This is a genomic window from Promicromonospora iranensis (assembly GCF_028994805.1).
GTDB classification, from domain to species: Bacteria; Actinomycetota; Actinomycetes; order Actinomycetales; family Cellulomonadaceae; genus Promicromonospora; species Promicromonospora iranensis.
In genome coordinates, this window is record NZ_JAJQQP010000004.1 from 106,148 (window position 1) to 123,769 (window position 17,622).

At 73.0% G+C, this 17,622-nt stretch carries 16 protein-coding genes; 13 read left to right on the forward strand and 3 right to left on the reverse strand.

Annotated elements, in window-relative coordinates; translation table 11 throughout:
- Nucleotides 1–97 precede the first annotated feature (97 nt).
- The 3 genes from LUM46_RS07665 (at nt 98) to LUM46_RS07675 (ending at nt 6,984) form a co-directional block, all read left to right on the forward strand.
- The gene (locus LUM46_RS07665; RefSeq protein ID WP_274993180.1) at nt 98–2,422 is read left to right on the forward strand and encodes a helix-turn-helix transcriptional regulator; all 2,325 of its coding nucleotides are present in this window, start codon (nt 98–100) and stop codon (nt 2,420–2,422) included.
- A 407-nt stretch (nt 2,423–2,829) separates the two neighbouring features.
- Complete coding sequence (locus LUM46_RS07670; RefSeq protein WP_274993181.1) at nt 2,830–5,490, forward strand: choice-of-anchor G family protein; 2,661 nt, start codon at nt 2,830–2,832, stop codon at nt 5,488–5,490.
- 132 nt (nt 5,491–5,622) lie between these two features.
- On the forward strand, nt 5,623–6,984 hold the full coding sequence (locus LUM46_RS07675) for a copper amine oxidase (RefSeq protein ID WP_274993182.1): 1,362 nt from the start codon (nt 5,623–5,625) through the stop codon (nt 6,982–6,984).
- A gap of 30 nt (nt 6,985–7,014) precedes the next feature.
- Here LUM46_RS07675 and LUM46_RS07680 read toward each other — a convergent pair whose 3' ends face one another.
- Nucleotides 7,015–7,776: a class I SAM-dependent methyltransferase gene (locus LUM46_RS07680; protein WP_274993183.1), complete on the reverse strand. Its 762-nt coding sequence runs from the start codon at nt 7,774–7,776 to the stop codon at nt 7,015–7,017.
- A gap of 125 nt (nt 7,777–7,901) precedes the next feature.
- Between LUM46_RS07680 and LUM46_RS07685 the strand changes: the two genes are divergently transcribed.
- Genes LUM46_RS07685 through LUM46_RS07695 form a run of 3 tightly spaced genes read left to right on the forward strand, consistent with a single transcriptional unit; the run spans nt 7,902 to nt 10,987 of the window.
- Complete coding sequence (locus LUM46_RS07685) at nt 7,902–9,017, forward strand: hypothetical protein (RefSeq protein ID WP_274993184.1); 1,116 nt, start codon at nt 7,902–7,904, stop codon at nt 9,015–9,017.
- Between the two features lie 49 nt (nt 9,018–9,066).
- Entirely contained in the window at nt 9,067–10,353 is a 1,287-nt protein-coding gene (locus LUM46_RS07690) for a sensor histidine kinase (RefSeq protein WP_274993185.1), read from the forward strand.
- Complete coding sequence (locus LUM46_RS07695) at nt 10,346–10,987, forward strand: response regulator (protein WP_274993186.1); 642 nt, start codon at nt 10,346–10,348, stop codon at nt 10,985–10,987. Before LUM46_RS07690 ends, LUM46_RS07695 begins: the two co-directional genes overlap by 8 nt.
- 34 nt (nt 10,988–11,021) lie before the next feature.
- Here LUM46_RS07695 and LUM46_RS07700 read toward each other — a convergent pair whose 3' ends face one another.
- Nucleotides 11,022–11,495: a GNAT family N-acetyltransferase gene (locus tag LUM46_RS07700; RefSeq protein ID WP_274993187.1), complete on the reverse strand. Its 474-nt coding sequence runs from the start codon at nt 11,493–11,495 to the stop codon at nt 11,022–11,024.
- A gap of 140 nt (nt 11,496–11,635) precedes the next feature.
- Between LUM46_RS07700 and LUM46_RS07705 the strand changes: the two genes are divergently transcribed.
- The gene (locus tag LUM46_RS07705) at nt 11,636–11,938 is read left to right on the forward strand and encodes a hypothetical protein (protein ID WP_274993188.1); all 303 of its coding nucleotides are present in this window, start codon (nt 11,636–11,638) and stop codon (nt 11,936–11,938) included.
- Between the two features lie 33 nt (nt 11,939–11,971).
- Here LUM46_RS07705 and LUM46_RS07710 read toward each other — a convergent pair whose 3' ends face one another.
- Nucleotides 11,972–12,454 (reverse strand): glutathione peroxidase, encoded by a 483-nt coding sequence (locus LUM46_RS07710; protein WP_274993189.1) that lies wholly within the window; start codon nt 12,452–12,454, stop codon nt 11,972–11,974.
- Nucleotides 12,455–12,532: 78 nt separating this feature from the next.
- Between LUM46_RS07710 and LUM46_RS07715 the strand changes: the two genes are divergently transcribed.
- From LUM46_RS07715 to LUM46_RS07740, 6 genes are read left to right on the forward strand one after another with little or no spacing between them, the layout of a single operon-like run.
- The gene (locus LUM46_RS07715; RefSeq protein WP_274993190.1) at nt 12,533–13,543 is read left to right on the forward strand and encodes a pseudouridine synthase; all 1,011 of its coding nucleotides are present in this window, start codon (nt 12,533–12,535) and stop codon (nt 13,541–13,543) included.
- Nucleotides 13,540–14,775: an alanine racemase gene (gene alr / locus LUM46_RS07720; protein WP_274993191.1), complete on the forward strand. Its 1,236-nt coding sequence runs from the start codon at nt 13,540–13,542 to the stop codon at nt 14,773–14,775. The genes LUM46_RS07715 and alr overlap by 4 nt, the downstream gene beginning before the upstream one ends.
- On the forward strand, nt 14,772–15,344 hold the full coding sequence (gene tsaE, locus LUM46_RS07725; RefSeq protein WP_274993192.1) for a tRNA (adenosine(37)-N6)-threonylcarbamoyltransferase complex ATPase subunit type 1 TsaE: 573 nt from the start codon (nt 14,772–14,774) through the stop codon (nt 15,342–15,344). Before alr ends, tsaE begins: the two co-directional genes overlap by 4 nt.
- Nucleotides 15,345–15,379: 35 nt before the next feature.
- Complete coding sequence (gene tsaB, locus LUM46_RS07730; RefSeq protein WP_274993193.1) at nt 15,380–16,147, forward strand: tRNA (adenosine(37)-N6)-threonylcarbamoyltransferase complex dimerization subunit type 1 TsaB; 768 nt, start codon at nt 15,380–15,382, stop codon at nt 16,145–16,147.
- The gene (rimI, locus tag LUM46_RS07735; RefSeq protein ID WP_274993194.1) at nt 16,144–16,707 is read left to right on the forward strand and encodes a ribosomal protein S18-alanine N-acetyltransferase; all 564 of its coding nucleotides are present in this window, start codon (nt 16,144–16,146) and stop codon (nt 16,705–16,707) included. The genes tsaB and rimI overlap by 4 nt, the downstream gene beginning before the upstream one ends.
- Nucleotides 16,704–17,618, forward strand: coding sequence for a sulfurtransferase (locus LUM46_RS07740; protein WP_274993195.1), 915 nt, complete (start codon nt 16,704–16,706; stop codon nt 17,616–17,618). The genes rimI and LUM46_RS07740 overlap by 4 nt, the downstream gene beginning before the upstream one ends.
- Nucleotides 17,619–17,622 lie beyond the last annotated feature (4 nt).

The window sequence follows — 17,622 nt, forward strand, 5'->3', positions numbered from 1 at the left end:
GGTGTGCGTGCCATCAAGCAACGGGCCTTCCGTGGCAGTGCCTCCGGCGGTGCCGCCGGCATGGGCGAGCCAGGCAGGCAGCAGGGGGAGGGACCTCGTGGTCCACGGGCGTGATCGAGAGCTGCGGGTCATCGGGCACTTCGCGACCGACCTGGACCCGACGGTCCTGGTCGTGCGCGGACTGAGCGGGATCGGCAAGACCTCGACGGTGCTCCACGCGCTGAAGCAGGTCGGCGCGGGATCGTCGGCGGTCCGCGTGGTGCGGCCGTGCTCGTCGCGGCCGTCGGCGCACGACCTCGACAACAACCGGCGCATCGACCTCTCCGCCTGGTCCGTACCGGAACACCTGGAGCACGACGCGGACTTCGACGCGGCAGGGTTCCTGCGCGCGATCTCGGTCTGGGCCGGCGACGGTGGTTCCGGGCCGCGCGTCCTGTTCGTCGACGACGTCGGGGTACTGACCCCGGAGCGCGCACGCTGGCTCCAGTACTTGGCGGACGAGGCGTACGGGCAGGACTGGCGCGTGATCGCCGCGGTACGGAGCATCACCGTCGACCCGCTCTCCGACGACGTCGAGGTGCTCGACCTCGGCCCGATCGACCGGATGCCCCTGCGGCGCGTGCTCGCCGCGGAGCTGAGCTTCCCGGTGGCGGCCGACGTCGTCGAGCACCTGCGCTGGTGGAGCGCGGGCAACCCGCGGCTCGCCCTCGAGCTCGCCGGCTCGCTGAGTGCCGCAGAGCTGCGCGGGGACGTCTCCTGGGCCGGACCTGAGACCGTCGGCTCGGCGGCGCGCCGCGCGTACCGGGCGATGCTGGCCGGGCTCGACCCCGCGACCATGACGGCGCTCGCGGCCGCGCCCCTCGGCGATGTCTCCGTGGTCCGCCGGGAGGGCCGGTCGACCGTACGGCACCCGCTGCTGGCGCTGCTGTGCCGCGAGGTGTGCGGCGCTGCGGACGGTGGGACCCCTGTGCCGGACCGGGGCGGGGCCGGCCCGGGTGCCGTGGCGGCCATGCTCGACGGCCTGCACCTGGACGAGCTGCCGGCGCGCGCGTGGGCGGCGGTGGCGGCAGCGCCCGACCCGTACCTGGCCGCGCGCGCCGTCGGTGTGTCGCTGCTGACCGGCCGCGCCTGGCGGGACCACCTGGACGGACCGCTGGTGCCGGACGGGGTGGGGCCGGGATGGACCGACCACCTGTGGTGGCGTGAGCCGGCAGCCGTCGGCGAGGCCGCCCGCGCCGCCGGCGTGCGTGTCGCCGAGGCCCTGCTGGGCCTGGAGGACACCGGCGACCTGCCGGACCCGGTCGCGCTGCGCGCAGACCTGCGCCAGATCGGGCCGACGCCTGGCCAGGACTGGGTGGGCGTCGGCATCCAGGTGCGCGCCCTCCTGGCGCTCGGCGACGTCGTCGGCGCACGCGGCCTGCTCGCCGACCACTCCGGCGCGACGCCGGGCCGGACGGTGGCGGAGATCGTCGCACGCGACGTCGCGGCGGCCCGGGTGGCCGCGTTCGACGGCCGCGCAGCCGACGTCCGCACGCATCTCGCGCACGCCACGGAGCTACGACCGTCGGTCGAGGAGTGGCTGCCGGCCCGGGGCATGCGTGTCTCGGCGGACGCCGTCGTCGACGGGACGGCCCCCGCGAGCACGATGCCCGCGCAGGCGGGCAGCTGGTCCGCCCGCGTGCTCGGTGAGTACGCCGCGGACCTGGGTGCCGCGCACCTCGTCGTCGGACAGGCGGAGGGGGCGGTCGCACTGCTGACCATCGCGCTCGAGCACTGCGCCTGGCCGTACCGGGGGCGGGTGCAGGTGCGGTGCGACCTCGTCGAGGCGGTCATGGCCTCCACACCGCCTGGCAACGTCGGGCCGCGGGCACAGCGGCTGCTCGATCCCCCGGTAGCCCCCGAGGAGCGGTCGGCACCGGACGTCGCGGCCGCCTACTGCCGGCTCAACGCGCTCCTGGCCGACGACGGAACGCCGTCGGCGGCCTTCGAGGCCGCGCTGCACACGCCGGCGGCCCCGATGTCGCCCTGGCAGCGCGTGCGCATGCTCGTGGCGTACGGCCGGTACGCCGTGACGCGCGGCGGCCGCTCGACGGGCGACGCGATGCTCGACGAGGCACGGACGCTGGTACGGCTGGCGGGGATGGCGGGCTGGCTGCGAGGCATCGACGCGTTCCTCGCGGACGCCGACGCGAGCGGTGGCACCGGCCCCGAGTGGGAGGTGCTCGGCAGGCACGAGCGCGAGATGGTCAAGCTCGCGGTGCACGGCGCGACCAACTCGCAGATCGCCCAGGCGACGTTCGTGTCCGAGCGGACGGTGGTGAACCGGCTGCGCCGGGCCTACGCCACGCTCGGCATCCGAGACCGCAGGGACCTGGTGCGCCTCGCCGAGACGCGCCCCCCGGCCTGGCTCGCCGGCGGCTGACGCGCAACTCGAGCGCAGGTTTTTCACCCGCTATTGGTTGCGCTTTTCACCCGGCATTTCGGACTACCTTCGCTTCTCACCGCAGATGTGCGCGCGGATGCCTTTGTCGCGCTTCCGATCGCGCCGAACGCACAGCGAGTTGCGTTCCGTTGCGTCAGCGCACGATTGCAGTTCCACCTGGCAGGTCCCTGGGAACCACTGTTCGCTGAACCCCGGGCACCGGTGTGTCATACGCCCCGCCCCCAACCGATCCGGACGTGATCACGTACCGATCCGGACGCTTTTCTTGAAGCGTGTCTATGGAGGAGTGAGTTCTCTTGAACCGAACGCAAGTACCGTCAGGCCGACGTCGGAAGGGCGGCGTCCCGTGGCGCCGGACCCTGGCGACGGCCGCGGCAACCGCAGTCGTGGTTACGGCCACCGGACTGCCTGCGGTCGCAGTGGACAACTACCCGGACGAGCCGTCCGAGGCCGCTGCGAGCGTCCTCGACTCGACGCTCTTCCAGGAGGCGCTGCTGGCTGCTGCCTACTCGGACGCCGGCTCGGAGTCCAACCCCGGGCCGAACGAGGGCAACCTCAACGTCGAGCTGCTCGGCTCCGAGCTCGTCCGCATTGGTGACGTCGAGGTTCCCCTCGACGAGATCATGGACTTCGGCCAGCTCGGTGCGCTGGCCTCCAAGAGCGAGGCGTCGTCCCCGGTCGACGCCCACGCGGTGTCCGGCCTGCTCGGCGCGGACGGCGGCATCACCCTGGACGGCGAGTCCGAGGACTTCGGCAAGGCGTCCGTCGACGTCCTGTCCGTCGCACGCCTGCTCGGCGTCGACGGCCTCACCGACGAGATCGTCGACCAGCTCCTGCTCGAGGTGGGCGCGGGTGCGGCCGAGGTCAAGGCCGAGAACGGCGTCATCCTGGACCAGGACGGCGTGGGTGGCCTCGGCCAGTACCGCGTCGCCGACCTGGACCTGTTCCTGCACTCCCCGGTCATCGAGGATGCCGCTTCGTCGATCTACGACATCGGCGGCACCATCGACACGACCGTCGAGGACCTCGTCAACGAGAACCTCGACGACAGTGCGCTGACCGGCCTGTTCGACGCGGTCCCGGGTGTTCCGACGCCCTCGATCACCGTCGACAGCAACATGCAGGAGAACCTGTTCCAGTCCGTCGTGGGCGAGCCGATCACCTCGGCGAACCAGCTGATCACGATCGACCTGTCGACCGGTGAGCTGCAGATCCACCTCGACCAGCTCATCGACAACCCGGACGGTAGCGAGGAAGGCCTCAACGGCCTGCCCCCGAACACCGAGCTCATCGACGACACGACCTACCCGCTGATCGCGGAGACCGTGCACGAGCTGATGCAGGAAGTCACCCGCATCCTCATCGGTGCGATCGAGGACTCGCTGAACTCGGTCACGATCAACATCGCCTTCTACGAGGAGGGCCCGCTGGGCACCCTCGACGTGTCGTGGTCGCTGCCCCTGGCGGACGCCGTCAACGGCGACTTCCCCGAGGCCGTGGACAACAGCACGGGCACCATGGCGCCGGTCGCCGCGGTCCTGGTCAACACCATCAACACGGTCGGCCCGGCGCTCGCGCCGATCCTGGCCCCGGTGTACGACCTGCTGATCAGCGACGAGGGTGACAACATCTTCGAGCTGCTGATCAACGACCTCAAGACGGACGCCATCACGGTTCCGATCCGCGAGCTGCTCTCGCCGGTCTTCGACGTCCTCTCCGAGGTCCTCTCGATCACGATCAACCGTCAGGTGTCGGAGACCTCCGAGGTCGTGACCCAGACCTCCACGGCGGCCGAGGCCGCTGAGGTCGTCACGTCGTTCGACCTGAACGCCCTGAGCATCGCGCTCCTGCCGGCGAACGAGGTCGCCCGGATCAACCTGGGCAACGCCGCCGTGCGGATCACGCCCGGCGACGTCGGCGGACCTGGCGAGATCGACCCGTCGATCTCGGTCGACCCCGCCACGGTCGCTCCCGGCCAGTCGACCATCGCGACGGGCACGGGCTACACCCCCGACTCGACGGCGACCGTCCAGCTGACCGACCCCGACGGCAACCCCGTGGGCGAGGCCATCCCGGTCGAGACCGACTCGACCGGCGGGTTCACCGTCGCGGTGCCCGTCCCGGGCGATGCCGAGCTCGGCATCTACCCGGTCGTGGGCACGGACGACACCACCGGCGAGGCCGCTGAGGCCCCGCTGGCAGTGGTTGCCGGCTCCGACATCTGCGCCATGGACCCGACCCTCACCGTCCAGCCGGGAGCCGCCTTCCCGGGCGACACCGTCTCGGTCGTGGGCCAGGGCTTCCCGGCGGGCGTCCCGGTCGCCGTGCAGCTGCGCGACGCCGAGGGCAACCCGGTCGGCGACGCGGTCATGGTCACCCCGGACGAGGCTTGTGGCTTCATCACGGACCTGACCGTTCCTGAGGACGCAGAGCCCGGCGACCACATCGTCGAGGCCCTGCCCGAGGACGGCAGCGAGGGTGCCGAGGCGCCGCTCGAGATCCTGGCCCCCGGCACCAACCCGCCGGGCGACGAGTGCACCGACCCGATGATCGTTGCCGACCCGGCCGTGGTCGAGGCCGGCGACGAGGTCATGGTGACCGGTACCGGCTTCCCGGCCGGCGCCACCGTCACCGTCCAGCTGAAGGACACGCAGGGCAACAACATCGGTGACCCCGTCACCGTGACGGTTGGCGACGACTGCGGCTTCACGACCCCGATCACGGTTCCCGAGGGGACCCCGCCGGGCGTCATCATCGTCGACGCTCAGCCGGACGACGGCAGCGAGGGCGCACAGACGCCGATCACTGTCGTGGCCGGTTCGACCGGTGGCGGCTCCGGTGACGGCGACGACTCGGGTGCGGGTGCCGGCGACGGCTCCGGCTCGGACGACGGCCTCGCCGCGACGGGTGCGAACGTGACGGCTCTGATCGCCGCCATGGTGCTGCTGCTCGGCGCCGGTGCGGTCATGATCAAGCGCCGTCGCGAGATCAGCCAGGCCTTCGCTACCGCGATGGGCCGGATGTCGGGCGACAAGCCTGCCGTCTGATGAGCTGAGTCTCTGACGCAGTAGCAAGTGTCTGACGCAGTAGGACCGGCCCGGTGCGACATCGTCGCACCGGGCCGGTTTCTTACGGCACCGGCCCGTGGACGGGCGGTGCTCAAGATCAAAGGGGGAGCCGTGCCCGAGCTGTTGCCGAGACGGGGAGTGATTCCGGCGATCGTCGCAGCGGCGGCCATCATCGCGCTCGTCGTGGCCGCGATCCTGGTGGTGGAGCAAGCGATACCCGCCGCACCGGCTCCGCGCGGAGAGGAGTCGACGGCGTCGGGCGGTGCGGAACTGAGGTGTCCGGAGAACGACCCGGTCACGGAGGAGCTGCTCAGCGGTTCCACGTGGACCATGTGCTGGCGGGTCGACTCCAGCCGCGGGCTGGTGCTCCAGGACGTGCACTTCACGCCCGCGGGGCAGGAGCCGGTGCAGGTGCTGGCCGAGCTGTCCATCGGGCAGCTGGAGGTGCCGTACGACACCGGCCTGCGCAACACCGAGGACATCACCACGCAGGGTTTCGGCGGCCGGCAGATGATGACGCTCACCGAGACGGAGTGCCTGGGCGACCGTCTCGAGACCTACGTGCCGAAGATCGGTGACGGCTCGGTGGGTGGCGGCGGCGAGCGACGTGCCGTCCTGTGCCAGGAGGTCGTGGACGGCGGGATCGCCTACCGCAGCGGTGACAGCACCGGGACCGAGGTGGCGCGGCGCACGGACCTGCGGCTGGCGACGATCTCGAAGGTCGGCTGGTACGAGTACGTCAGCCAGTACACGTTCGGCAGCGACGGCACCGTCCGGTCCGACCTGGGCGCCACCGGTGACCTGTCGCCGGAGGACTACGGCGACGACCCCGCCCACGGCTGGCCGGTCGGCCCCGGGAACACGGACTACGCCACCAGCCACTCGCACAACGCGGTGTGGCGCGTGCACTGGGCGCTCGGCGGGCGGGGCGGTCAGGCGGTGGAGCAGTACGACGCCGAACCGACGGGTGAGCAGGGTCCACGGTCACCGCTCGTCGAGGGTGAGCTGACCCGGATCACGCACGAGGGCACGGCAGAGGCGGCGGACCGCCGCTGGTGGCGTGTGGTGAACCCCGAGGTGCTCAACGAGGACGAGCACGCGATCTCGTACCAGATCGACCTCGGCGCGACGACACCGTTCGAGCTCACCCAGGACCACCACCACGACGACGCCGACGAGGCGGGCTACACCATCGCGTTCACCGAGGCGGACGACTGCCAGCTGTTCGCCACGGCGAACACGGAGGGCACCTGCGGGTCCGGCGTGCTCGACTTCGCGCAGGACGAGGCGGAGCTGTCCGACGTCGTCACCTGGGTGGCCGTCGGGTTCCACCACGTCGCCCGCGACGAGGACCAGAGCCCCATGGAGATGCACTGGCAGGGTTTCACGCTGACACCGCGCGACCTGACGGCGCAGCGCGTGGACCCGCCGTCGGCCCGCGAGGACGTGAACGGGAAGCCCCGGCTGCCGTGAGACGGCCGCACCCGAGCGTCCCCGTGATGCTCAGGGCGTGCGAGCCTCCACGAGCGTGCGCCGGCTGTGGCAGACGAACGAGCCCCGCTCCGCGATGTGGTCGCGCAGCGCGCGCAGCCGGTCGTCGTACTTCTCCACGCTGAAGTCCGGCACGGTCCACAGGACCTTGCGCAGGAAGTGCACCACCGCGGCCAGGTCGAAGAACTCGACACGGGTCAGCGTGTCGTGGAGCCGCACCATGTCGAGGCCGACAGCGGCCACCTGCGCCCGCAGGTCGTCGAGGTACTCGGCGTCCCGGTTCTCCTGCGGGCCCATCAGGAACTCGTACAGGGCCCGGTTGGACCCCGCACCCACCTCCTGGACCAGCAGCGTGCCGCCCGGCGCCAGCACGCGTGCGGCCTCCGCGTACGGGAACGAGACCGGATGGCGGCTGGTGACCAGCTCGAACGTCCGGTCGTCGAAGGGGAGCGGCGCCGCCGTGCCGTCGACCAGGGTCACGACACCGCCGAACGGCTCCAGCGCGGCCGAGGCGAGCTCGTAGTTGGGCGCCCAGCTCTCCGTGGCCCGCACGGTGCCGGGCACACGCTCCGCCAGTCCCAGCGCCTCCGCGAGGACCTCGCCGCCACCGGTGTCGACGTCGAGCACCGAGTCGACCCGGCCCAGCCGCTCGCCGCAGAGCCGCACGTAGCCCCAGCCGGGGCGCTCCTCGGTGGCCCGGCCCGCGAACCAGGAGAAGTCCCAGCCATCGGTCGGGACGGCCAGTCCCTCGGCAATCTCCTCGTCGAACGTCATGGACAGGAAGCTATCCCCGCGGATCCCCCGGTCACCAGCCGATATCCCCCGGCCGGGGGAGTGGGCGAGCACCCGCCGGACGGGAGTGTGAAGGCATACCGAACGACCGACCGAAAGGAACCGTCATGGAACGCCTCGCTCGCGCCACTCTCCTCGGCGCCACCATCGCGAGCGGCGCAGTCGCGCTGCTCGGCCTGGCCTGGATGCTCGGCCTCTGGCCCAACCCGTACGCCGAGCCCGTCACGGCGCTCCTGGCCGGGCTCGCCGGGACGGAGGTCGCCACCACCGTTCACGTCGTCACCGCCCTGGCCGGCGTCGCGGCCGGGATCGCCGGCCTCGCCGGCGCCCTGGGAGCACGGGGCCGGGTCTGTGCCGGTGTGCTGCAGCTCCTGGTGTTCGGCGTGCTGCTGCAGGGCATCGGCCCGCTCTCCACGATCGGCTACCTCGTCGCGCTGCTCATGCCCGTCGCCGTGGTGGTCATGCTCGTCCAGGTGGTGCGGCGGTACCGCGTGGCCCGCTGGACGGTCGGGGTTCCCGGCCTGGTGGCTCTCGTGGTCGGCATCATCCTGGGTCGTGACGCCATCGCCGGCATCACCACCGGGCTCGTCGCTGGCTTCGCGGGCCAGGGCGCGACCATCCTCGTCACGCTGCTCGTCCTCACGCTCGGCCTGCTGTGGGCCATGGTCGGCGCCCAGGCACTGTCCGGCATGTCGGCGATGGACCGCGCCACCGCCTGGGTGGTCCGGCACCGCCGCGCCATCACGATCGTGGCTGCCACCGGACCGCTCCCCTACGCGCTGTTCCGGCTCACGTGGCTCACGCCGTGGCCCCAGCTCGGGTTCGCCGAGATGGACATGTCCACGCGGATCTGGGGGCTCGCGCTGTCCAGCGGTGCCTGGCTCGGCTTCTTCCTCACCCTCGGCCTGATCCGCCCCTGGGGCGAGGTGTTCCCCCGGTGGATGCCCGGCCTGGCCGGACGTCGCGTGCCGATCACGGCTGCCGCCGTGCCCGGCGGACTGATCGCCGTGACCCTGATCTTCTCGGCCATCCCCATGCTCCTGCTGGGCCGCGGACACAGCATCGGCGACCAGATCCTCGGCGCCATCGCCTTCCCCTGTTGGTACTGGGGTCCGGCACTGGCGCTCGCGGTCTGGGGCTACGTCGCCCACCGGCTCCAGTCGGAGCGAGCGGCCGCGCTCGATGCCGCCGACACGTCCCTGGACCGGCTCCCTGCCGTGTGACCGGCCGTGTGTCTGGCAGACGACCCTGACGACCGGAGAGGATGACCGCATGCAGGCGACGAAGCGGTATCTCACGCGGTACCTCGCCCGGCGGTTCGCCTGGCACATGCTGGGCGGGGCGATCGGGCTCGCCCTGGTGCTGCTCGTCTTCAGCCTGCTGAACATCGCGTCCGGAGGGCCGCCCGTGTGGGTGGTGGCGGTGGCCTCGGTCGCCGCCGCCATCGGCCTCGGGCTGGTGCCGGGCGCACGGGAGCTGGAGGTCACCGCGGCACGGGCGCTGCTCGACGTGGGCGACGAGCTCGTGGTCCCCGCCCGGCCCCGGCCCGCACACCGGATCCGGACCGCCCTGTGGGTCGCCGGTCACCTCGCTTCGGGCCTGCTCGTCGCAGCCGGGCTGTTCGCGGGCATCCCGATGGCGGTGCTGATCGGCGTCGAGGCGATCGCCGGAGAGTCGTTCCGTTCCGGCGACTCGTTCTACACCGGGCTGCCGCTGCCGACCGGGCCGGTGTCGCTCGCCCTGCGGCTGATCGCGTGCACCGTTCTCGCCCTGCTGGCCCTCGTGGCGACCTGGCCGCTCGGGGCAGCCGCGTCGGCGCTCGCCGGGCGGGTGCTCGGCCCCACTCCGCACGACCGGATGGAGACGGCCCTCGCCCGTGCCCGCCGCGAGGCGGAGCACACGCGCCTGGCGCGGGAGCTGCACGACGGGATCGGCCACGCGCTCACCGTCGTCAGCGTCCAGGCGGCGGCCGGACGGCGGGTCGTCGTCGCCAACCCGGACGCGGCGGCCGAGGCCCTGGCCGCGATCGAGGACACCGCCCGGTCGGCGCTCACCGAGCTCGACCAGCTCCTCGCCGTTCTCCGGGACGACGCCGACGACGGGGCGCCCGTCGCCCTGGCGCCGGCCCTCGGCGACGTCGTCTCCGCGCATCGCCGGGCCGGGCTGGACCTGAGCGCTCAGATCGACCTCCCGGCCGGGCTGCCGGCGCTGCTCGGCCGGACCGTGCAGCGGATCGTCACCGAGGCGCTCACCAATGCGCACCGGCACGGTGCGTCCGGGCCGGTCGAGCTCACCGTCGGGTACGACGGCGACGGGGTGCGGATCGAGGTGGTGAACCCGGTCCGCGACGGGGCGCGTCCCGGCCGGCGCCGGTCCGGAGGACGCGGGCTGTCCGGCATCCGGGAGCGTGTCGCGCTGTTCGGTGGCACCGCCGAGGCGGGTCGTGAGGGCGAGCGCTGGGTACTTCGTGCAACCCTTCCCTGCGCACCGCTGCCGGAGACAGGACGAACCGGTGCGCGTGCCCCTGGCAGGACCGATCGGAAGGACCCAGATGCCTGACACCCCGGTACGGGTGCTCGTCGCCGACGACGAGCCCCTCGTCCGCAGCGGCCTGCGCCTCATCCTCGACGCCGAGCCCGACCTCGAGGTGGTCGGGGAGGCAGGCGACGGCGCCCAGGCGGTCGAGCTCGCGCGCACGCTGCGGCCCGACGTCGTCTGCATGGACGTGCGGATGCCCGGCGTGGACGGCCTCCGTGCGACGGAGCTCGTGCTGCGGCTGCCCGAGCCGCCGCGGGTCCTCGTGGTGACGACGTTCGAGCACGACGGCTACGTGCTCGACGCGTTGACGGTCGGGGCGTCCGGCTTCCTGCTCAAGCGCGCCGGGGCCGACGAGATGGTGCAGGCGGTCCGGACTGTCGCCGTCGGGCAGAGCCTGCTGTACCCGCAGGCCTTGCGTGACCTGGTCCGGACGCGGCCGCGTGCGACGGCCGGGGCGCCGGTGCTGACGCCGCGCGAGCGGGAGGTGCTGGGGCTGGTGGCGCAGGGCATGACCAACGCGGAGATCGCGACGGCGCTCGTCGTCGGGGTCGAGACGGTGCGCACGCACGTGGCGTCCGTCCTCGCGAAGCTGCAGGCCAGGGACCGGACGCAGGCGGTGGTGCTGGGCTACCGCGCGGGGCTGGTCGAGCTGTAGCCCGGTTGCCGGTCGGTCAGCGGTCAGTCCCCGGTCAGTCCCGGGGGAAGGCCATCTCGACCTGGTCCGGGAACGGCGGGTAGTCCGACGGCTGCGTGCGGCCCGTGCGGCGCCAGCCGAGGTGCTCGTAGAAGCCGATCGCCTGGTCGTTGTCGGCGAGGCACCAGAGGCGTGGGTCGCGCATCTCGGCGAGGGCCGCGTCCATCGCCGCCCGCGCGAGGCCGGCGCCCCAGCGCGACGGGTGTACGGCGAGGTGTCGCAGCAGGCGCTCGTCATGAGCGACGAAGCAGGCGAGGCGGGAGCTGTCGACGTCGTCGTCCAGCACGAGCACGCGGACACCGGGCTCGGCGAGCGCGGCATCCCACTTGGCCCGGACCTCGTCGGCCGGGAACGGGTACATGCCCGGCGGGAAGACGTGGCCGAGCGCCGCGATCCCGGCGGCGCGCTCGACATCGAGGAGCGCCTGCGCGTCCTCGGGTGTGGCCTGCCGGAATCGGGTCGGTTCCATGCCTCACAGCGTAGGCCCAGCCCGTGCTCCGGGCACCACCGTCGAGATGTGCGGAGAGCCGCTGCCGACCGGGCGAAAACTCGTGTGCAACATTTCCCCGAAGTGCTGTGACCTCCGGGCAGCTCGAGCGTCAAGGCTGCATGACAGATACAGCATTCAGCGCAGTGATGTCCCGCCTGACGGCGCTCGACACGCTCTCGCTGCGAGTGAGTCAGGACTGGCTCGCGTTCGGCCTCGATCGGGTGGACGTGCTGGTCATCGACATTCTGACGGTCAGCGAGCTCACGGCCCTGTCGTTGGTGAGCAAGCACCGGCTGATCGCGGAGGAACCCGACCCCAGGAGGGAGCTGGGCCTGACGAGGGTGTGGGCCGGGTGGCTCGGTGACGCCTCGGACGTGGTGCCGGTCGCCATGCGGCTCACGCTGGCGCCGGGCAACGACTGAGGAGGCGGCCGCCGCCGGAGGGCGGTCCGAACCTCAGCGCGGCAGGTGCGCCTCGATCTCGCCGACGATCGCCGGGTCGTCCGGCAGGGTCTTCGGCGAGTACCGACGCACGTCACCACCGGGCAGGACCAGGAACTTCTCGAAGTTCCAGCGGATCTTGCCCGAGTGCCCTTCGGCGTCCGCGGTCTTCTTCAGCTCGACGTAGAGCGGGTGAGCGTTCCGCCCGTTCAGCCTGATCTTGTCGAGCACGGGGAACGTGACGCCGTAGGTCATGGAGCAGAACTCGGCGATCTTCTCGTTCGAGCTCAGCTCCTGCAGGAACTGGTTGCTGGGAAAGCCCAGCACCGTGAAGCCCCGGTCCTGGTACTTCTTCTGCAGCTTCTCCAGGGTCGCGTACTGAGGCGCCAGGCCGCACCGCGACGCGACGTTCACGACGAGCACGACGTCGTCCTTGTGCTCGGCCAGCGAGATCTCGGTGCCGTCCATCGTGTGGAAGGGGATGTCGTAGAGGGTCACCCGTCCATCCTCCACCCGTCGTCCGGGTCGACGGAACCCTCCGGGATCGGCGGCGCGCTCGGGGGATAGGTTGATGGTGTGCGCACGCCCGGTCCCGCCAAGCACCGTCCGCCGCTGCCCGTGCGGGACGGGCTCAACCCGACCCGGCTCGTGCTGCCCCACGACCCCGAGGTGGTCACGCGGTTCCCCTTCGCGCTCGACTACCTCCTGGACCGCTTCCGTGACGACGAGGCGCGCCTGCTCGAGAAGCTGGGCCTCGGCGAGATCGTCACGGGCCGCGGCGAGCCGCTCACCCCGACCACGCCGTACGAGCCGCGCGGCTTCCTCTACCTGTACCGGGACCCGCCCGCGCACGAGGAGCGGATCCCGTTCGAGCCGGAGGTGCTGCACCACGACGAGAACCTGCTCGTCGTGGACAAGCCGCACTTCCTCGCGACGATGCCGCGCGGGCGCTGGGTCCGGGAGACCGCCCTGGTCCGCCTCCGGATCGCCCTGGACCTGCCCGAGCTCTCGCCGGCGCACCGGCTCGACCGCGGCACGGCGGGCGTGCTCGTGCTCACCGTGCGGCCGGAGGTGCGCGGCGCGTACCAGGAGGCGTTCGCCCGGCGCGAGGTGCGCAAGGTCTACGAGGCGGTGGCGCCGCTGACGCCGTCGGACGGCGCGCCGCCCGACGCCGCCCGGGTCGCCGACGGGGAGCCCGTCACGCTCCGCAGCCGTATCGTGAAGCGGCGCGGCGTCACCCGGGCCGAAGAGGTCCCCGGCGAGCCGAACGCCGAGTCGCTGGTCACGCGCACGGCGGCCGACGAGGCCCGTGGCCTGGGCCTCTACCGCCTGGAGCCGCACACCGGCAAGACCCACCAGCTCCGGCTGCACATGGCGTCGCTCGGGCTGCCGATCCTGCACGACCCGTTCTGGCCGGACCTCCGTGACGCCGATCCGGACGACTTCGACCGACCGCTGCAGCTCCTGTCCCGGTCCCTCGAGCTCACCGACCCGCTGTCCGGGCGGCTCCGCCGCTTCGAGTCGCGCCGGATCCTGAGCGAGTGGGGACCCCCCGAGAGTCGCCAGGTGCAAGAATCGGTGCGATGAGCACCGCCCCCGACCACCCAGCCCGCGCCGTCGTCGATCTCGACGCGATCCGCGACAACGTGCGCGCCCTGCGGGCGACCGCCCCGACGGCGCAGGTCATGGCAGTCGTCAAGGCGGACGCGTACGGGCACGGGCTGTTTCCGGTCGCCCGGGCGGCGCTCGCTGGCGGCGCCACCTGGCTCGGCGTCGCGCACGGTGCGGAGGCGCTGGCGGTCCGTGCCGCCGTCGGACCCGGGCACCGGATCCTGACCTGGCTCTACGCGCCCGGCGCCTCGTTCGCCGACCTGGTCCGGAACGACGTCGACGTGGCGGTCGCCGCCGCCTGGGCCCTCGACGAGGTGGCCGACGGCGCCCGCGCCGCCGGCCGGACCGCGCGCGTGCACCTCAAGGTCGACACGGGGCTCGGCCGCAACGGGATCATGCCGGAGGACCTGCCGGCCGTCCTCGACCGGGCCGCCGCGCTGCAGGCCGAGGGCGCGCTCGCGGTCGTCGGGCTCATGTCGCACTTCGCCCTCGCGGACGAGCCCGACGACCCGTCCGTGAAGATGCAGACCCACGTCTTCGAGGACGCGGTCCGCACCGCCGAGGCGGCCGGCATGCCCATCGAGGTGCGGCACATCGCCAACTCCGCGGCGACCCTCACCAACCCGTCCGCCCACTACGACCTCGTGCGCCCGGGCATCGCCGTCTACGGCCTGTCGCCCGTCCCGCACCTGGGCGCGCCGGGCGACTACGGGCTGCGCCCCGCCATGACGCTGGAGGCGAGGCTCGCCACCGTCAAGCGCGTACCGGCGGGGCACGGCGTCTCGTACGGCCACTTCTACACCACCACCCAGGACACGGTGCTCGGCGTGATCCCGCTCGGGTACGGCGACGGGATCCCACGGCACGCGTCCGGCGGCTCGCTCGGTCCCGGCGGCCCGGTGCTGGTCGGCGGCGCCGTGGACGACGTCGCCGCGCCCGGGACCGGCCTCGGCACCGCCCGCGTGCTGCGGATCGCCGGCCGGGTGTGCATGGACCAGGTGATCCTCGACCTCGGCCCGTACGCTCCGGAGCAGGCCGGTGACGTCGTCACGCTGTTCGGGGCGTCGGACGGGCTCGCCCGCGCCGGCGCACCGAACGCAGAGGACTGGGCGCAGGCCGCCGGCACCATCAGCTACGAGATCGTGACGCGCCTCGGGGCGCGAGTGCCCCGCGTGTACGCGGGCACGGCAGGAAGGGAGACCGCGTGAGCGGGGCAACAGGAGGACAGAGCGACATCACGACGTCCGAGGTGGTGACGCTGGAGCTGCCCGACGCCGAGTCGACGCGCGCGCTCGGCGCAACCCTCGCCGGCGAGCTCCGCGCCGGGGACCTCGTGATCCTCACGGGCGACCTCGGCGCCGGCAAGACGACCCTGACCCAGGGCATCGGCGCCACGCTGCACGTGCGCGGGCAGGTCGCCTCGCCCACCTTCATCGTGGCGCGCGAGCACCCCCCGCTGCCGCGCGCCGACGGGACCAGCGGCCCCGGCCTGGTGCACGTCGACGCCTACCGCCTCGGCGGGCTGAGCGAGCTCGACGCGCTCGACCTCGACTCGTCCCTCGCGGACACCGTGACGGTGGTGGAGTGGGGGCGTGGGCTGGCGGAGGCGCTCGCGGACGACCGGCTGGAGATCGACCTGGAGCGGCCGCGGGGTGCGCCGTTGTTCGATCCTGGCGTGGCAGCGGAGGAGGACCCGGAGGCGGGGACCCGGAAGGCGACGATCCGCGCCGTCGGGCAGCGCTGGGCCGGCGTCGACCTGGGCGCCCTGCTGAGCTGAGGCGCGCCGCGCGGCCGGCGTAATACCCTGGTCACGTGGCCGTTCTTGCTCTCGATACCTCAGCAGCCGTCGCCGTCTCCCTCGTCGACGAGGACGGAGCGCGCCTGGCGTCCCGCACCTCGGACGAGCGCCGCAGGCACGCCGAGTCGCTCGCGCCCCTGATCGAGGAGGTTCTCGCCGAGGCAGGGATAGAGCCCAGCGGCCTGACCGCCGTCGTCGCCGGCACGGGACCCGCCCCGTTCACAGGGCTGCGCGTCGGGCTCGTCACGGCGCGGACGCTCGCGCTCACGATCGGCGTCCCGGTGCTGGGCGTGCCCAGCCTCGACGCGCTGGCCGTGCAGGCCGTCAGCGACCTCGGGCTGCGGCCGGGCACGGAGATCCTCGCGACCTCCGACGCACGCCGCAAGGAGGTCTACTGGGCCCGGTACCGCGTGATCTCGCACGAGGGCCCGCACGGTGTCCCCGTGGTGGAGCGCCTGGCAGGGCCGGACGTCGACCGGGCGGGCTTCGTCGCGCAGGCGCAGCTCACCGCCGCCGGGACGGAGGACGGGCAGCTGCCCGTCGTGGTCGGTGAGGGGGCGATGCTCTACCCGGAGTTCCTCCCCGTGGCCGACGACGCCCCTCTCGTCCCCGACGCGACGGTCCTGGCCCGGCTGGCGCTCGTCCGCCGCGCGGCTGACGAGGAACAGCCTGCCGAGCCCCTGTACCTGCGCCGTCCGGACGTGCACGAGCCCGGGCGGGCCCCGGCGGCCTCGACCACCGGATCGGGCGCGACGACCGGTTCGGCCGGGGGTGTCGCATGATCACCGAGGTGCGGCTCCGACCGCTGCGGAACGCCGACTTCGACCGTGTGCTGGAGCTGGAGCGTCAGCTGTTCGGCCGGGGCGCCTGGACGTACGGGATGCTCGCCGACGAGCTCGCAGGGCTCGGCCGCTGGTACATCGTGGCGGAGCCGGAACGGCTCGACCGGGCGGGGGACCAGCCCGTCGTGGGCTACGCGGGCCTGTGGTTCGACGGCGACGTCACGCAGATCATGACCATCGGCGTCGACCCGGCCGTGCAGCGGCACGGGGTGGGCCGGCAGCTCATGGCCGCGCTGATCGAACGGTCCCGCAAGGTCAAGGCCGAGGCGGTGCTGCTGGAGGTGCGGGTCGACAACGCGCCGGCCATCGAGCTGTACCGGGAGCTCGGGTTCGAGATCCTCGGCGTGCGCAAGCGCTACTACCAGCCGGAGAACGTGGACGCGTACACCATGCGCCTCGACCTGTCCGTCGCCGCCGACGACACGGCGGACGCGCCGGTGGACGCCCCGGTGGACGCGCCCGTGGACGCGCCCGACGACGCGCCGGGCGACGCGGCATGAGGGAACGGGTCCTGGTGGGCGCCGCCGCACTGGCCGACGACCTGCAGATCGGCGCGGGGACGGACCCGGTCGAGGGTCGCCCCGTCGTTCTCGACGTCCGGTGGGCGCTCGGCATGACGGACGGCCACGACCGGTACCGTGCGGGCCATCTCCCGGGTGCCGTGTACGTGGACCTGGAGACCGAGCTCGCCGCGCACGCGTCGCCCGCCGCAGGGCGGCACCCGCTGCCCTCGGCGTCGGCGTTCCAGCAGGCGGCGCGCCGCTGGGGCGTGTCGGCGGGGTCGCGCGTCGTCGTCTACGACTCCGTCGGTGGCACCTCCGCCGCGCGCGCGTGGTGGCTCCTGCGCTACTTCGGCGTACCGGACGTCCGCATCCTCGACGGCGGTCTCGCCGCCTGGACCGCAGAAGGATTCGCCGTCGAACCGGGTGACGTCACGCCGGAGCCGGGCGACGTCGTCGTGCGGCCGGGTGGGATGCCCGTCCTGGACGCGGACGAGGCAGCGGCCCTGGCCGACGGCGAGGGTGTGCTCCTGGACGCCCGTGCCGCCGAGCGCTACCGGGGCGAGGTCGAGCCCGTGGACCCGAAGGCCGGGCACATCCCGGGCGCGGCCAGCGCGCCGACCACCGAGAACCTGCGTGAGGGCGGTCGCTTCCTGTCGACGGCGGAGCTGAAGCGGCGGTTCGGCGGGCTGGGGGTCTCGGCAGGCTCGGCCGGCGGTGGGTCGGGCTCGGCCGGCGACGACGCGCGCTCCTCGACCGGCCGACCTGTCGGCGTGTACTGCGGCTCCGGTGTCACGGCGGCGCACCAGGTGGCCGCGCTCGCCGTCGCCGGTGTGGACGCTGCCCTGTACCCGGGCTCGTGGTCGCAGTGGTCGAACGACCCGGCGCGCGAGGTCGCGACCGGCGCGTAGCGGT

What these genes read in the sequence shown, in the direction of transcription:
- LUM46_RS07680 (WP_274993183.1), bottom strand. Translation starts at nt 7,776, where the DNA reads ATGACGTTCGACGAGGAGATTGCCGAGGGACTGGCCGTCCCGACCGAT.
- LUM46_RS07685 (WP_274993184.1), top strand. Translation starts at nt 7,902, where the DNA reads ATGGAACGCCTCGCTCGCGCCACTCTCCTCGGCGCCACCATCGCGAGC.
- LUM46_RS07690 (WP_274993185.1), top strand. Translation starts at nt 9,067, where the DNA reads ATGCAGGCGACGAAGCGGTATCTCACGCGGTACCTCGCCCGGCGGTTC.
- LUM46_RS07695 (WP_274993186.1), top strand. Translation starts at nt 10,346, where the DNA reads ATGCCTGACACCCCGGTACGGGTGCTCGTCGCCGACGACGAGCCCCTC.
- LUM46_RS07700 (WP_274993187.1), bottom strand. Translation starts at nt 11,495, where the DNA reads ATGGAACCGACCCGATTCCGGCAGGCCACACCCGAGGACGCGCAGGCG.
- LUM46_RS07705 (WP_274993188.1), top strand. Translation starts at nt 11,636, where the DNA reads ATGACAGATACAGCATTCAGCGCAGTGATGTCCCGCCTGACGGCGCTC.
- alr (WP_274993191.1), top strand. Translation starts at nt 13,540, where the DNA reads ATGAGCACCGCCCCCGACCACCCAGCCCGCGCCGTCGTCGATCTCGAC.
- rimI (WP_274993194.1), top strand. Translation starts at nt 16,144, where the DNA reads ATGATCACCGAGGTGCGGCTCCGACCGCTGCGGAACGCCGACTTCGAC.
- LUM46_RS07740 (WP_274993195.1), top strand. Translation starts at nt 16,704, where the DNA reads ATGAGGGAACGGGTCCTGGTGGGCGCCGCCGCACTGGCCGACGACCTG.